General features: G+C 71.8%; 16 protein-coding genes. 9 read left to right on the top strand and 7 right to left on the bottom strand.

Annotated elements, in window-relative coordinates; genetic code table 11:
• Positions 1-26: 26 nt before the first annotated feature.
• The 5 genes from AB0946_RS36440 to AB0946_RS36420 form a co-directional block, all read right to left on the bottom strand.
• Complete coding sequence (locus tag AB0946_RS36440; RefSeq protein WP_366764999.1) at positions 27-722, bottom strand: DUF1275 family protein; 696 nt, start codon at positions 720-722, stop codon at positions 27-29.
• A complete protein-coding gene (locus tag AB0946_RS36435; RefSeq protein WP_366764998.1) occupies positions 719-895 on the bottom strand; it encodes a hypothetical protein in 177 nt (58 codons plus the stop codon). The genes AB0946_RS36440 and AB0946_RS36435 overlap by 4 nt, the downstream gene beginning before the upstream one ends.
• A gap of 279 nt (positions 896-1,174) precedes the next feature.
• A complete protein-coding gene (locus AB0946_RS36430) occupies positions 1,175-2,074 on the bottom strand; it encodes an SDR family oxidoreductase (RefSeq protein WP_366764997.1) in 900 nt (299 codons plus the stop codon).
• A gap of 78 nt (positions 2,075-2,152) precedes the next feature.
• Positions 2,153-2,890, bottom strand: a complete 738-nt coding sequence (locus tag AB0946_RS36425; RefSeq protein ID WP_366764996.1) for an SDR family oxidoreductase — start codon at positions 2,888-2,890, stop codon at positions 2,153-2,155.
• A 334-nt stretch (positions 2,891-3,224) separates the two neighbouring features.
• Positions 3,225-3,614, bottom strand: a complete 390-nt coding sequence (locus tag AB0946_RS36420) for a response regulator (RefSeq protein WP_366764995.1) — start codon at positions 3,612-3,614, stop codon at positions 3,225-3,227.
• Positions 3,615-3,872: 258 nt separating this feature from the next.
• On the opposite strand from AB0946_RS36420, the gene AB0946_RS36415 reads away from it, so the two are divergent.
• Entirely contained in the window at positions 3,873-4,394 is a 522-nt protein-coding gene (locus AB0946_RS36415) for a hypothetical protein (protein ID WP_366764994.1), read from the top strand.
• A gap of 60 nt (positions 4,395-4,454) precedes the next feature.
• Positions 4,455-5,204 carry a TetR/AcrR family transcriptional regulator gene (locus AB0946_RS36410; protein ID WP_366764993.1) on the top strand — a complete coding sequence of 250 codons (750 nt, stop codon included), beginning with the start codon at positions 4,455-4,457 and terminating at the stop codon, positions 5,202-5,204.
• Positions 5,205-5,264: 60 nt separating this feature from the next.
• Here the strand turns inward: AB0946_RS36410 and AB0946_RS36405 are convergent, their stop codons facing one another.
• A complete protein-coding gene (locus AB0946_RS36405; RefSeq protein ID WP_366764992.1) occupies positions 5,265-6,245 on the bottom strand; it encodes a zinc-binding dehydrogenase in 981 nt (326 codons plus the stop codon).
• A 99-nt stretch (positions 6,246-6,344) separates the two neighbouring features.
• Here AB0946_RS36405 and AB0946_RS36400 point away from each other — a divergent pair, with 99 nt between their 5' ends.
• The 4 genes from AB0946_RS36400 to AB0946_RS36385 all read left to right on the top strand — a co-directional run bounded on the left by AB0946_RS36400 (position 6,345) and on the right by AB0946_RS36385 (position 9,774).
• Positions 6,345-7,010, top strand: a complete 666-nt coding sequence (locus AB0946_RS36400; protein ID WP_366764991.1) for a TetR family transcriptional regulator — start codon at positions 6,345-6,347, stop codon at positions 7,008-7,010.
• A gap of 105 nt (positions 7,011-7,115) precedes the next feature.
• Entirely contained in the window at positions 7,116-7,943 is an 828-nt protein-coding gene (locus tag AB0946_RS36395; protein ID WP_366764990.1) for a PrsW family intramembrane metalloprotease, read from the top strand.
• A gap of 188 nt (positions 7,944-8,131) precedes the next feature.
• Positions 8,132-8,590 carry a nuclear transport factor 2 family protein gene (locus AB0946_RS36390; RefSeq protein ID WP_366764989.1) on the top strand — a complete coding sequence of 153 codons (459 nt, stop codon included), beginning with the start codon at positions 8,132-8,134 and terminating at the stop codon, positions 8,588-8,590.
• 128 nt (positions 8,591-8,718) lie between these two features.
• Positions 8,719-9,774 (top strand): class I SAM-dependent methyltransferase, encoded by a 1,056-nt coding sequence (locus AB0946_RS36385; RefSeq protein WP_366764988.1) that lies wholly within the window; start codon positions 8,719-8,721, stop codon positions 9,772-9,774.
• Between the two features lie 298 nt (positions 9,775-10,072).
• Here AB0946_RS36385 and AB0946_RS36380 read toward each other — a convergent pair whose 3' ends face one another.
• Positions 10,073-11,119 carry a LacI family DNA-binding transcriptional regulator gene (locus AB0946_RS36380; protein ID WP_366764987.1) on the bottom strand — a complete coding sequence of 349 codons (1,047 nt, stop codon included), beginning with the start codon at positions 11,117-11,119 and terminating at the stop codon, positions 10,073-10,075.
• 248 nt (positions 11,120-11,367) lie between these two features.
• Here AB0946_RS36380 and AB0946_RS36375 point away from each other — a divergent pair, with 248 nt between their 5' ends.
• The 3 genes from AB0946_RS36375 to AB0946_RS36365 are packed head-to-tail and all read left to right on the top strand — an operon-like array spanning position 11,368 to position 14,516.
• A complete protein-coding gene (locus AB0946_RS36375; protein ID WP_366764985.1) occupies positions 11,368-12,663 on the top strand; it encodes an extracellular solute-binding protein in 1,296 nt (431 codons plus the stop codon).
• Positions 12,664-12,669: 6 nt separating this feature from the next.
• Positions 12,670-13,581 (top strand): sugar ABC transporter permease, encoded by a 912-nt coding sequence (locus AB0946_RS36370; RefSeq protein WP_366764983.1) that lies wholly within the window; start codon positions 12,670-12,672, stop codon positions 13,579-13,581.
• A complete protein-coding gene (locus AB0946_RS36365) occupies positions 13,578-14,516 on the top strand; it encodes a carbohydrate ABC transporter permease (protein WP_366764982.1) in 939 nt (312 codons plus the stop codon). The genes AB0946_RS36370 and AB0946_RS36365 overlap by 4 nt, the downstream gene beginning before the upstream one ends.
• The last annotated feature ends 22 nt before the right edge of the window (positions 14,517-14,538 follow it).

Here is a 14,538-nt window from a genome sequence, read left to right as displayed (position 1 = left end):
GACGGGATGGCTCAGCGGGCTCGGGGCTACGGCGGGACGGCGGCCGGGCGGGTCGGCGCGCGCAGCCAGGTCGCCGCCAGCGCCGCGGTGACGAGCAGGGCCGGCACGAGCGGGGCCCCGGGGCGCAGCCAGCGGTGGACGGCGCCCTCGACCGCCGCCCCGGCGATCAGCGCGGCCACGATGCCGACGCTGCGGGTCCGCAGGCGTCCCCGGGTGGCGAACGCCGTGACGGTCGAGGTGAGCAGGCCCGTCAGATAGGCGGTGGTGATCTCGCTGCCGGCGGTGACCCGGACACTGCCGTTCTGGCAGCCCATGGCGAGGGCCGTGAGGAACAGCAGCAGGGTGCGGGCGGCGCCGTGCGGTGCCGTGTGCCAGCCCAGCCAGCCGCCGACCACCAGCCACAGCAGCAGGGCCTCCAGGAGCAGGCCGCCCCGGATGCCCGCGCCCCGGAGCCGGCCCCGGCCGGCCGCCACCACACCGCCGGCCGCCGCCCCGACGACATAGCCGAGCAGGGCTACGGCGACGAGGCGGGCGGCGGCCAGGTGGGCGTCGCCCAGGTGCAGGCCGAGGAGCGCGGAGTTGGCCGTGACGACGCTGGTGAAGACACCGTCGAGGGCGAGGAAGCCGAAGGCGTTCGCCGCTCCGGCCGCGAGGGTCAGCAGGTGCCGGGTGACCCCGCTCCGCCCGGGCCACGGGGACTGGTCGGGGCTCGGCGCGGTCACTTGGCGAGGAACTCCGGCAGGGCGGTGCCGACTTCCTCCGGGCGGGTCCAGGCGATGTCGTGCGGGCCGCCCTCGACCGTCACGAACATCAGGTCCTTGATCAGCCCGGGCAGCCGCTCGGCGGTGCTCTCGTACGACTCGGAGTTCTCCCGGCCCACCGTCACGCATCCCATGCCACGCACCTTCCGTCGGTCCTCCGCTGCCGTTGAGCCTTCCAGCGGTGCGGCCGTTCCGCATCACATGAACGTGCGAGGCGCGGGGCGACGGGTGGTGGAGCGAGGCGACGCGGGAGCCGGCGGATCGGCTACGGCCCCCGGTGATCGGGGCCCCGGCCGGGACGGGCTGCTCGGCGGTGTGCCTCGGTGGCACGAACTCCCGCGAGGTGACACGGGGCACCGTCCGCGGGCTGATGCCGAGCGCGCCGGCGTGCGTGACGCCCGTGACGGGTGCCGTCAGGCGGCGGCCGGGCGGACGGTCAGCAGGTCGTCCAGGCCGATCCGGGTCAGGAACTCGCGGCGGATCCGGTCGGCGACCTCGGAGACCGTTTCGGAGCCGTCGTTCGCCGGGTCGATGTGGACCCGGAAGGGGCGCTCGCCGTCGGGCAGGGCCACGATCCGGGCGATCTCGTCGGAGACCAGCGAGGCCTCGGCGCCCTCGGGGGCGAGCGCCGCGAGCTTCCCGGAGACCTGCTGGAGCAGTCCCGGGTACCTGGTCTCGTACTCCGCCTCGACGGCGCCGTCGGCCGGGTGGCCGGAGTGGGCGAAGTGGTTGGTGCCGCTGGTGAAGGAACCGGGCACCACGATCGACGTCTCGACGCCCCAGCGGGCGAGTTCGCCGGCGTAGCTGACCGCGAGGGAGTCCATCGCGGCCTTGGCGGCGAAGTAGGGGGCGAGGTAGGGCGGGGTGCCGCCCTTGACGCTGGAGCTGGAGACCCACACGACCAGGCCTCGGCCGGCCTGGCGCAGGTGCGGCAGCACGGCCCGGTTGACCCGCTGCGTGGACAGCACGTTGACGTCGTACAGCTGCGCCAACTGCTCCGGGGTGAAGGCCTCGGCCGGACCGGTGACCATGTGACCGGCGTTGTGGATCACGACGTCGACACGGCCGTGCTCGCCGATCACCCGCTCGACGGCCGAGTCGACGGAGTCGTCGGAGTTGACGTCCAGTTCGATGGAGCGCAGGTCGACGCCGTGTTCCTCGGCGTAGTCGGCGGCGGCGCGGACCTGGGGCGCGTTCCGGCCGGTGGTCTCCCGCATCCCGGCGTAGACGGTGTTGCCGGCGTCTGCGAGGGCGCGCGCGGTGAGCGCGCCGAAGCCGCTGGAGGCACCGGTGATGACGACGATCCTGCTCATGGGGATCTCCTTGACCGCGGGGTTGGTTGCCGAAGGGGTGGGGCGGGTGAGGGCGGGGGCCGGGAGGAGTCGCCGGTGTCAGGCGATGCCGCCGTTGGCGTAGATGGTCTGGCCGTTGATCCAGCGGGCCGGCCCGGCCAGGAAGGCGACGGCCTCCGCGATGTCCGCCGGGGTGCCGAGCCGCTCCAGCGGGGCCGCGTTGGCGAGGTTGTCGAGCGCCGCCTGGTCCTTGCCCTCGAGGAAGAGCGGGGTGGCGGTGGGGCCGGGGGCGACGGCGTTGACGGTGATGTCCCTGCCCCGCAGTTCACGGGCGAGCACCAGGGTCATCGCCTCGACAGCGCCCTTGCTCGCGGCGTAGGCGCCGTAGGTGGGGAACTGGAGCCGGGTGAGGGAGGAGGAGACGTTGATCAGCGCGCCACCGCGGCGCAGCCGGCGGGCCGCCTGCTGGGAGACGACGAAGGTGCCGCGGATGTTGGTGCGGTGCATGCGGTCCAGGTCGTCCAAGTCGAGCGTGGCGATCGGCGACAGGAGCATGATGCCCGCCGAGTTGACCACGACGTCGATGCCGCCGAACTCCGCCTCGACGGCGTCGAAGGCCGCGGTCATGGCGACCTCGTCGGCCACGTCGCCGCCCACCGCGACGGCCTTGCCGCCGCGGGCCCTGACGGCCTCGACGGCCTCCTCGGCCTTGGCCTTGTTGCCTGCGTAGTGCACAGCGAGGGCGAGACCGTCCTGGGCCAGGCGGTCGACCACGGCCCGGCCGATGCCTCCGGTGCCGCCGGTGACCAGTGCGACGCGGGTCTTCGTTTCGGTCATCGTGACCACTCCTTCGTGTGGTGGGGCAAGGTGCCGGACCCGGCGGATGAGAATCGCCGATCTCGTCCTTGCGTTATCGACGATAACAAGGGATCGGAATGATGGCAACGTTTTTTTGTGAGCATCGATAACAACCGGCGGCAGCGGGGCCGGGGCGGCACGGGATGGACGTGGTCGGGCGTGTCGGCCGGGAGTACGTGGACATGAGGGAGCCGCCGGAAAAGCGCACGCCGAAGGAGCGGGACGCACGGGAGGGCGGACGTCACCGGATGCCGGCCGTGCGTGCCGGACCGCCTCGGACAGCGGGCTCGGTCAGCGGCCTCGGGCAGTGGGCTCAGACAGTGGGTTCCACGGCCGGATCCTCGGACGGCGGGCGGAAGATGCCCTTGAGATCGGCGTCGAACAGCCGGTCCTTGGCGATGAAGGACTCGATTCCCGCCTGCTCCAGCTCCTCCGCGGACCAGAACGACTGCTCCGTGGAGGTCAGCACGATCCGGGGCGGCTGTTCCTCCTCGCGCAGCATCCGCGCGACGGCCACGCCGTCACGGTCGGGAAGGTGCAGGTCGAGCAGCAGTCCGTCCGGTCGGTGGGCACGCACCGCCGCCAGAGCCGACGCGCCGTCCTCCGACTCCGCGACGACGTGCAGACCACGCGCGGTCAGCAGCAGCCTGGCGATGCGGCGGAATCCCGGGTCGTCGTCCACGACCACGATGTTGACGGACATGCTCACCAGAATGCCTCGTGCTCCGCGTGCTGAACCATAGGGTCAGCCCCACGTTACCGCTCGGCGCGGAAGGGGGTTTCCGCACGGACCCGAGCGCCCCGGCCGGTGCACCCGGCCCGGCCCCTGGGGATCTCCCCACCACCGCGGGGCGGGGCGGGTGGGGGCGGCTCCATCGCGGCGCGGGCGCACGGCGGCGATCCTGGTACGCGGAAGCACTCTCCTCCCGGCCGACCCAGGACCCGAAACGGCAGACGCGGCATGCGACGAATCCCGAGGTTCCCCTGGCTGTGGGTGATCTGCGCCCTGGTGGCCCTGTGGCTGGCGGTGATCTGTTACTTCATCGACGAAGAGGGCGGCGGGGCCCCGGCCGACCGGGGGGCGAGCAGCGTCAGCGCACTGCGGACCGCCGCGACGGCGGCCGTCCGCGCCCGGGACCCCGCCGCCTTCCAGCGGCTGTTCGCGCCGGACGATGCCGGCCCCCGGTACGCGAGCCAGTACTTCACCCGGCTCTTCGCCCGACCGGTCGTCGGCCTGCGCCTCGCCGCGGAGCCCCGCCAGGGCCTGCGGTACCTGGTCCTGCGGGGCACGTCGGGCGAGCGTACGGTCTGCTCGGCCTGGACGATCCAGCGGTACGGCGCCCGAAGCGTCCTGAGCGCCGTACCGCCGCTGGCCGACGTGTGCGACGCGACGGCGGCGACCGGAGGTGTGCACGTCACCCGCGTGCATGTGCACGGAGTCGCCGCGTACGGCGGACGCCGAGCGCGGCCGGCGGGCGCGTGAGCCGTGCGCGAGCGCACGCCGTGCGAGCATCGATCACAGTCAACCGTTATCATTGATTGCATGACAGCACCCGACACGATCCCGCAGCCGCGCGAGCGGATCCTGCGGGCAGCGGCCGACCTGCTCGCCGAAGGCGGCCGGGAGGCGGTCTCCACGCGTTCCGTCAGCGCGGCCGCGGGCGTACAGGCCCAGACCATCTACCGGCAGTTCGGCGACATGCAGGGGCTCCTCGACGAGGTCGCCCGGCGCGGCTTCGCCTCCTACCTCGCCGAGAAGCAGGCCAACCTCGCCTCCGGCGACGCGGTCGACCAACTGCGGCACGGCTGGGACCTGCACGTGGCCTTCGGGCTCGCCAACCCGGCCCTCTACCGGCTGCTGTACACCGACCCCCGGCCGGGCGAGGGCGCCACGGTCATGGGTGAGGCCTACGACATCCTGGTGCGCCTCGTCACCCGGGTCGCCGAGGCGGGCCGGCTGCGCATGAGCGTCGAGGCCGCGGCCGCGATGATCCACGCGGCGGGCATCGGTGTGACCGTCACGCTGATCAGCGCGAGCGCCGCCGGGCGGCTCGCCGAGCACGAGGGCCTGTCGGAGAACACGCGGGACGCCGTCCTCGCGGCCCTGATCGCGGACGAACCGGACACCGGCGCGGCCGAGTCGCGGGCCGATCGCGGCGCCCGGCACGCCGTGGCGCTCAAGGCCCTGCTCGACGAGGAGGACGGCCGGCAGCCCTTCAGCCCGGGCGAGCACCATCTGCTCACCGAATGGCTCACCCGCCTGGCCAACAGGCCGGGCGGCGACGGCGACTAGGCCGCTTCGGCCAGGGTTGCCCGTCGCCCCACGTGGTCCGGGGGCCGACGAAGCAGGCGTTCACGGGATGAGGACGATGCGGCCGTCGGTCGCGTGGTTCTGGAGCCGTTCGTGCGCAATCGCGGCGTCGGCCAGAGGGAGGGTCTCGATCTCGATGTCGGCCATTCCACCCGCGACCGCCTTCAGCGCGGCTTCGGCGGCGGGCTGGACGGCCTCGGGGTGGGCCGGAACGTAACCGCCGGCGTTGAACCCGGCGACGGTGATGTTGCCCTGCCAGATCCGGTTGCCGTCGATGCCGTGGTCCCAGTCGCCGCCGGCGTTGCCGACCAGCAGGAGACGGCCTGAGGGTGCGAGCAGGTCCAGGCTCCGAGTACGCAGGAGTCCGCCGACGGGGTCGACGATGACGTCGAACTTCTCGTCGCCGAGGACGTCGGGCAGTCGCGCGGAGTCGACGATGGCGTCGTAGGGCAGCCTGCTGGCGGCCGCCGCGCCCGCCCTCTCGGAGCGGACCGTGCCGACCACCCGGGACGCGCCGAGCTGCCGTGCGATCCCGGGGAAGGCGGAGGCCAGACCGCCCAGCGCGCCGTGAATGAGGACGCTCTCGCCGGCGGACATGCTGATGGCGCGCGTGAGGGCGATGTGGGCCATGAGCGCGTTGGGGACGGCGGCGACGGCCAGCGCGGGATCGATGTCGTAGTCCTGCGTGGACACCACCCGCTCCTGGTCGGTGACGAACACGGACGCGTATCCGCCCGTCCCGTACGAGGACAGCGACACCACCTTCTCGCCGACGGCGAAGTCCGTGACGCCCTCGCCGAGCGCGCGCACGGTGCCGGCGACCTCGAGGCCGGGAACGTAGGGCGGCTGCGGCAGCCCCGGGGTGTCCTTGAACACGCCCTGCCGCAGGTAGACGTCGATGAGCCCGACGGCGGCGTGGGTGACGTCGATCGTGATCTGACCGGGGCCGGGGGTGGGATCCGGCAGGTCGGTGACGGCGAGCACGCTCGGTGCGCCGAACCGGGTGGCTTGTACGGCCTTCATGGTGGCCCCTCTCACATTTAACGCACCCCGTGATGCGTTATCTCGACCGTACCACCCCCGTTCCGGTTAGCGCATCACAGCGTGCGTTAGACTGGGGGAATGCAGCAGAGAGCCAGGTCAGCCGAGGACAAGACCCGCCGCTCGGAAGACCTGCTCAAGGCGGCGGAAGCGGTCGCGCTCGACCTCGGAGGCATCCGCCACGTCACGCTGACCGCGGTCACCGAACGCGCCGGCCTGCACCGCACCGGCGTACGCCGCTACTTCGCCAGCAAGGAGGAGCTGCTCCTCGAACTCGCCGAACGCGGATGGCAGCAGTGGCGGGACGCGATCAGAAGCCAGGTCGACGGCCGCGCGGCGCTCGGGCCGGCGCAGACCGCGGCCGTCGTCAGCGAGACCCTGGTCGCGCTGCCGGTCTTCTGCGACCTGCTGACCCACGTCACGCTCCACCTCGAGGGCGACGTCGACATCGAACGTGCCCGCCGGTACAAGACCAACGCCTTCGCCGCGCACGACCAGATCGCCGAAGCGCTGGACCGGGCGAGCACCATGACGCGGGAACAGGTCAGCAACCTGCTGGCCGTCGCGATCACACTGGCCTCCGGCTTCTGGCAGGTCTCCCACCCCACCCCCACCCTCGCAGCGCTCTACGAGCAGGAACCGCAGTGGGGCCACGTCGCCCTCGACTTCGCCCCTCGCCTCAACCGCTCCCTCAAGGCGTTCGCCATCGGATTCACCGAGACAGACCCCGCAGGCGACGCAACGTAGGCGGCCAGGCCCTGCGGGCGCCCATGTTCGCATGAACGTGTGATGCGGGCCGTCGCGCGACCGGGCACTGTCGGCTCATCCACGTCTGGGGAGGGAGTCGTACCCGTGTCGCTCACACACCGAACGGTCCGGTTCGGCCGGAGCGGGCCGGCCCGCGTCGGCCGCCGCTGGGGCTGGGCCGCCGTCCTGCTGGTCGGCCTGTTGCTGTTCTGGCTGATCCACTCGGCCCTGGTCTCCACGGACAACCCCAACCTGATCCCGGCTCTGCTGTTCTTCGGAGCGGCGCTGGTGCCGTCGTCCTTCGTCGCCTTCGTGGCGGGCCGGCGGCTCGACTTCGGCACCGGCATGGGGGTCGTCGCGGTGACCGCCCTGGCGGGCGGCGCGATCGGGGTGACCACGGCCGGGTTCCTGGAGTACCGGACGCTGCGGCTGCTGGACGTCCTGCCGATGGTCGCCGTCGGAGTGATCGAGGAGGCGGCGAAACTCATCGTCCCGGCCCTGCTGCTCCTGGCCATCCGCGACCGGCACCCCGGTGACGGGCTGCTGATCGGTGTGGCCTCCGGTGCCGGGTTCGCCGTCTTCGAGACGATGGGCTACGCCTTCGTCGAACTCGTCGACTCCAACGGCGACCTGTCGGCGGTGGACGACCTCCTGGTGTGGCGCGGGCTGCTGAGCCCCGCCGCGCACATGGCCTGGACGGGCCTGACGGCCGCGGCCCTGTGGTCCGCCGCCGCGCACGGCCGGCGCCGCCGCTCCGTGGTGCTGTTCGTGTTCGTCTACGCGGTCGCGGTCACCCTGCACACCCTGTGGGACAGCCTGGACAGCGACATCGCCTACGGCGTGCTGGCCGCGATCAGCCTGTCCCTCCTGGTGTACACCACACACCGCCTGGCGGCTCCGGCCCGGGTGCCCGCGCCGGTCGCGGTCGGCTGAAGCTCATCCGGCGCGTGTGTACCCGGCGTTCCGCGCGGCGCGGCTCACACCGACCGAGGCGCTCGCCGCGACATGAGTTCCCTCCGGCACGGAGGTGTCATCGGCGGGAGGTGTGCACACGCCCGCGCGTAGGCTGGGACACTTCAGGTGTTCACGCCTGGAGTGGGCCGTGCCGCTTGGAGGAGACCATGCCGACATCCACCCCCGTGCCCGCCGACCCCGCGTCGAGCCACCGGGCCATCGAGAACCTGATCGCACGGTACGCCGAGCTGGTGGACGACGGCGACTTCGCGGGGCTCGGCACGCTGCTCGCCGACGCCACGTTCACGGGCGGCGGCGAGCCGGTGAGCGGGCGCGCGGCGATCGAGAAGATGTTCCGTGACACCCTGATCGTCTACGCCGACGGTACGCCGCGCACCCAGCACGTCACCACCAACACCGCGATCGAGGTCGACGAACAGGCGGGCACAGCGCGGGCGCGTTCCTACGTCACCGTGTTGCAGGCGCTGCCGGACCTGCCGCTGCAACCCATCGCGGGCGGCCGCTACCACGACCGCTTCGAACGCCGTGACGGGCGGTGGCGGTTCGTGGAACGGAAGGTCCGCATCAACCTCGTCGGTGACGTGAGCCGTCATCTGCGTCGGTAGCACGTGTGCGGGTCGTGTGAACCAGGAGGGGCTCCGACGCGTTGGGTGGGTGAGAGGTTCTTCCTCGTCACCAGCTGTCCTCAGCCGCGCGGCCGCTTCGCGGCGGCGCCGGACGGAAGTATGTGCGCATGTCGGATGAGAATCGTGTGATGGAGTTCCTGCAGCGGGTGGTCGCCGACCAGGCGGCCGCCTTCGCGGGGGTGTCGACGTCCCTGGGCGTCCGCCTCGGACTGTACGAGGCGATGTCGGGGGCGGGGGCGCTCTCCTCGGAGGAACTGGCCGGGAGGACAGGGCTCGTCGAGCGGTACGTCCGGGAGTGGCTGGCGGCGCAGGTCGCCGGTGCGTATGTGGTGCACGACCCGCGGACGGACACGTACGTCCTGCCGGACGAGCACGCGGCGGTACTGGCCGACTCCTCCCTGCCGACGTACGTCGGTGGGGGCTTCACCATGCTGAAGGCCCTCCACGGCGCCGAAGAGGCGCTGGCGGACGCCTACCGCAACGGCGGCGGCGTGAGCTGGCGGGACTACGGGCCGGAACTGGCGGAGGGCGTCGCCGCCTTCTTCAAGCCCGGCTACGAGGCGGTCCTCGTCCAGGAGTGGCTGCCCGCCATGGAGGGCGTCGAGGCCAAGCTCCGGCGCGGCGCCTCGGTCGCCGACGTGGGATGCGGCTTCGGCCACTCGACGGTGCTCATGGCCCAGGCGTTTCCGCGGTCCCGCTTCCACGGCTTCGACTTCCACGAGCCCTCCGTCGAGACGGCCCGGAAGCTGGCCGAGGAGGAGGGCGTCGCCGACCGGGTGACGTTCGAGGTCGCCGCCGCGGACGACTTCCCCGGTGGCGGCTACGACCTCGTGACGTTCTTCGACTGCCTCCACGATCTCGGTGATCCCGGCGCGGCGCTGCGGCACACCGAGAAGGTCCTCGCGGACGACGGAAGCTGCCTCGTCGTGGAGCCGAACGTGTCGGCCGAGCCCGCCGAGAACATCAACCCGATCGGCCGGTCCTTCGCCTCCACCTCGGCCGTTCTGTGCCTGCCGGCGGCCATGTCGCAGGGCGGCCCGCACGCGCTCGGCAACCACCCGGGGCCAAAAGCCCTCCAGACGATCGCCGCGGAGGCGGGTCTGCTCGGGTGGCGGCTCGCCGTCGAGACCCCCACCAACCGCGTCTACGACGTCAGACGTTGAGGAAGCCGTCGGGACCGGTGCGCCGGTCGTAGCCGGGGAGGGCGCCGGCGCTGCCAGGAAGGGCGCGACACCGGCGCCGCGAGGGTCCCGTGCCGGCCGACGCCACGTGCCGGCGGATGGCCCGCGGCGGCGCTGAGCGACACAGCGGCGGGGGCCGCTCCGCAGCGTCCCGGCACGGTACGACGGCTCCCCTGCGCACGCGGGCGATCCACCCGTCCCTCATCCCGGTGCCCACCGACCCGACCCCCCGACACCGAACCGGCGCACCGGCTCACGGCGACACCGGCTCCGCCCGCGCTCACGCCCCCCGCGCAGGGCCCGTGCTCTGGCGGGCGATCAGTTGGGGGAGGGGTACCTGGACCGTGGCCGGGGAGGAACCGTCCAGCAGGGAGAGCAGCTCGCGCGCGGCGGTACGGCCGAAGGCCACGCTGTCCCGGGACAGCGCGGACAGCCACGGCTTGACCATCCGGCACAGCGCGGAGTCCTCCCACGCGACCACCGACACGTCCTCGGGCACCGAGAAGCCGAGTTCGGCCGCGGCGGCCACCCCGGCGACCGCCATCACGTCGTTGTCGTAGATCAGCGCGGTGGGCGCGCCGGGTCCGGACAGCACCCGGTGGGTGACGGCGGCGCCCTCGGCGTCCGAGTAGTCGGTGGTCACGGAGCGGACCTCGCTGAGGCCGCGCCGTTCGGCCTCGGCCCGCAGGCTGCGCATCCGCCGCTGGGTGTGCGCGAGGCCGGGGAGCCCGGCGATGTGCACGATCCGCCGGTGGCCCAGGGCGTGCAGTTCGGCGACGACGGCGGCCATCGCGCCGGCGTCGTCCGCCCACACCGCCGACTGCCGGGGGTTCAGCCCGGCCGGCGCCCCCCCGATCACCACGGCGGGCAGGCCGAGTTCGTCGAGGAGGCCGGGGCGGGGGTCGTCGGTGCGCGGGTCGACCATGAGGACGCCGTCGACCCGGTGCTCGGCCCACCAGGTCCGGTACACCGCGCATTCGTCGGCGATGTCCTCCACGACCTGGAAGAGCAGGCCGAGGTGGCGTTCGGCCAGCACCTCCTGGATGCCCGAGACCAGTTGGAGGAAGAACGAGTCCACACCGAGCGTGTGCGCGGGCCGGGCCAGCACGAACCCGACCGTGGCCGCGCCCTCACCCGACAGCTGGCGCGCGGCGGTGCTGGGCCGCCAGCCGAGCTGTTCGGCCACCCGGCGCACCCGGGCCCGGGTCACCTCGGAGACCCCGGGACGGTCGTTGAGGGCGAAGGAGACGGCGCTCTCGGAGACCCCGGCCCGTCGCGCGATGTCCTTCATCGTCGGCCGGCGCGCCGGTGAACGCTTGTCCGCCACTTCCGCTCCCATTCTCTGCCGGTGAGCACTAATGCGCTTGAGCGGGACCAGCCTAAAGCGCATTAGCGATCAGTGACAAGAGGCGGGAGCCGTCTCTGTCACACGGCTCTGACCTGGGACTTCGTCCGAGCCGAGCAACTTCTCGACCTCGGTCCATTGACATTTTTCCATCGAAGGATGCAATGTCTGCCCCTGAACCCGTGGCCGGCATCGTCGCCGTCGCCCGCTGTCCGAAGGAGCCTCCAGCCGTGCGCATATCCCGCAGAACCCTCGCCACCGCTGTCGCCGTCGCGGCCCTGCTGCCGCTGAGTGCCTGCGGCTCCGGGAACGACGACAGCTCGTCCGGCGACGCCTCGGGCAAGGTCCAGGGCGACATCACCTTCCAGACCTGGAACCTGCGCGCCAACTTCAAGCCCTACTTCGAGGGGCTGATCGCCGACTTCGAGCACCAGTACCCCGGCACCCACGTGAAGTGGGTCGACCAGCCCGCCGAGGGCTACGCCGACAAGCTCAGCGCGGAGGCGGCCGGCGGCACGCTGCCCGACGTCGTCAACGTCTCCCCCGACCTGGCCGCCCCGCTCGCCAGGGCCGGGCTCGCCCTGAACCTGGACAAGGACAAGGCGGCGGCGAAGTACAAGAGCGAGTACCTGCCGGGCGCGTGGAGCAGCACCGACATCCCGGGCCTGCCGGGCACCTGGGCGTTCCCCTGGTACCTGAACACCGGGCCGCTGTTCTACAACAAGGCCCTGTTCAAGGAGGCCGGCCTCAACCCCGACCAGCCGCCGAAGACGTACGCCGAACTGTTCGAGGTCGGCCTGCAGATCTCCAAGAAGACCGACGGCAAGGTCGCCACCCTCGCCAACGTGCCGTCCGTCGAGGACTTCGGCCGCTACGGCGTCCAGCTGGTGAACAAGGAAGGCACCGCCTTCTCCTTCAACGACGCCAAGGGTGTCGAGCTCCTCACCAAGTACAAGGAGCTGTACGACGCCAAGGCCCTCGACCCGCAGGCCCTGACGGCCACGCCCGAGTCGGCCGGCCACAAGTTCCTCACCGGTGCCGTCGCCATGAACCCCGGCAGCGCGCTGGACCTGAAGAACTTCAAGACGCAGGCGCCGACCCTGTACAAGAACATCGGCATCACCGACCAGATCACCAGCACCGGCCACGTCAACATGTACGTGCAGAACGTGATGGTGAACGCGCAGTCCAAGCAGAAGCCCGCGGCCGTGGCCTTCGCGCACTTCGTCACCGACGCGAAGAACCAGATGGCCTTCGCCAAGCAGGTCGCCATCTTCCCGAGCACCGCCGGCTCCCTGAACGACCCGTACTTCACCAAGGAGGACGGCACCGACGAGACCCGGGTCCGGGTGGCCGCCGCCAAGTCGCTGAAGACGGCCGTGAACTACACGCCGGTGGTGTTCAGCGACCAGATGAAGACCGCGCTCCAGCAGGAGGTCGCCAAGGCGCTCCAGGGCAAGGAGAGCCCCAAGCAAGCGCTCGACAACGCTGTCAAGGCCTGCGACCAGCTGCTCAAGCAGGGCTGATCCGCCGTGGCCCTCTCCTCCCCTGCTCGCCGGGGCTCCCGGGTGCGGCGCCAGCTGCCCACCAGTCCGTGGCTGTTCGCCGCGCCCGGGTTGCTGGTCACCGCCGCGTTCGTGCTGTACCCGTTCGTGTCGACCGTGGTGAACTCCTTCACCGACCGTCGCACCCTGATCCCGGGTCACTTCGTCGGTCTCGCCAACTACCGCGAGATGCTCCACGACGACCAGTTCTGGATCGCCCTGCGCAACAGCACGCTGTACGTCGTCGGAGTCGTCCCGGCTCTGGTGATCCTGCCGCTGCTGCTCGCGCTGCTGGTGCAGAAGCACATCCCCGGCATCGCCTTCTTCCGGTCCGCCTTCTACACCCCGGTCGTCGCCTCGATCGTGGTCGTCGGTCTGATCTGGGTGTGGCTGCTGGACGAACGCGGTCTGATCAATGCGCTGCTGGAGACCCTGGGCGCCGGTCCGGTCGGGTTCCTCAGCGACCAGTGGCTGATCCTGCTCAGCGCCATGGCGGTCACGGTGTGGAAGGGCCTCGGCTACTACATGATCATCTACTTGGCGGCGCTCGCGAACGTGCCGCGCGAACTGCACGAGGCCGCCGCCGTGGACGGCGCGGGCGCGGTCCGCCGCTTCCTCAGCGTCACCGTGCCCGCCCTGCGGTCCACGATGGTGCTGGTGGCCGCGCTCTCCTCGGTCTCCGCCTTCAAGGTGTTCTCCGAGGTGTACCTGATCGCGAACCCGACCGGCGGTCCGGCCGGCGAGGACACCACCCTGGTCATGCTCGTGCAGCGCACCGGCACCGGCCTCAGCGGCCGGGTCGGCTACGCCTCCGCCATCTCCGTGGTGGTCTTCCTGATCACCGTGGTGCTGATGCTGCTGGTGCTGCGCGCGGACCGGAAGGACGAGGCCCAGGCATGACCGACACCCTGCGCACCCCGGGCGAGCGGTCCGCCCGCCCCGGCCACCCGGCGGCCGAGCCCGCCCGGCGGACCGGCCGCCGCCCCCGTCTCACCGACGAGACCGGCCGGCGCGTACGGCCCTGGGAACTCGTCCTGCGCTACCTGCTGCTGCTCGCCGTGCTGGCCCTGACGATCGGCCCGTTCCTGTGGCAGCTGTCCACCTCGCTGAAGGGGCCGACGGAGGACATCTACAGCTCCCCGCCGTCGTTCCTGCCCGAGCACCCCACCCTGCACAACTACAGCCGGGTCGCCGACGTCATCCCCGTCTGGGACTACGCCCTGAACTCCCTCAAGGTCGCCGTCGCCAGCGTGGTCACCAACTGCGTCGGCTCCGCCCTCGCCGGCTACGCCCTGGCGCGGCTGCGCTACCGGGGACGCGGGGCGCTGACCCTGGTGTTCATCCTGGCGCTGCTGGTGCCCGCCGAGAGCATCATCATCGCCCAGTTCACGACCATGCGGTCGCTGGAGCTGAACAACACCCTCATCGGCGTGGTGCTGCCCGGCTGCGTCGGCGCGATGAACGTGCTGCTGATGCGCAACGCCTTCCTCAACCTGCCGTACGAGATCGAGGAGGCCGCCTTCGTCGACGGCGCCAACGTCTGGCAGCGGTTCCTGCGGATCGCGCTGCCGTCGGTCAAGGGCACCCTCGCCGTCGTCGCGATCTTCGCCTTCATGGGCGCCTGGGACGACTTCCTGTGGCCGCTGATCGTGCTCGGCGACCCGTCCAAGTTCACCCTCACCGTCGGCCTGAACTACCTGCACGGCACCTTCGCCAACGACCAGCGCCTGGTCGCCGCGGGAACGATCATCGCCGTGGCCCCGCTCATCGCCCTGTTCGCCTGCCTCCAGCGGTACTTCTTCCGCGGGGTCGGCGAGGGCGCCGTCAAGGGCTGACCGCCGCATTCGAACCCCCCGC

Origin of the sequence: Streptomyces sp. NPDC046870 (assembly GCF_040704595.1) — a bacterium.
GTDB classification, from domain to species: Bacteria; Actinomycetota; Actinomycetes; order Streptomycetales; family Streptomycetaceae; genus Streptomyces; species Streptomyces argyrophylli.
This window is presented reverse-complemented; position numbering and strand designations above follow the sequence as displayed.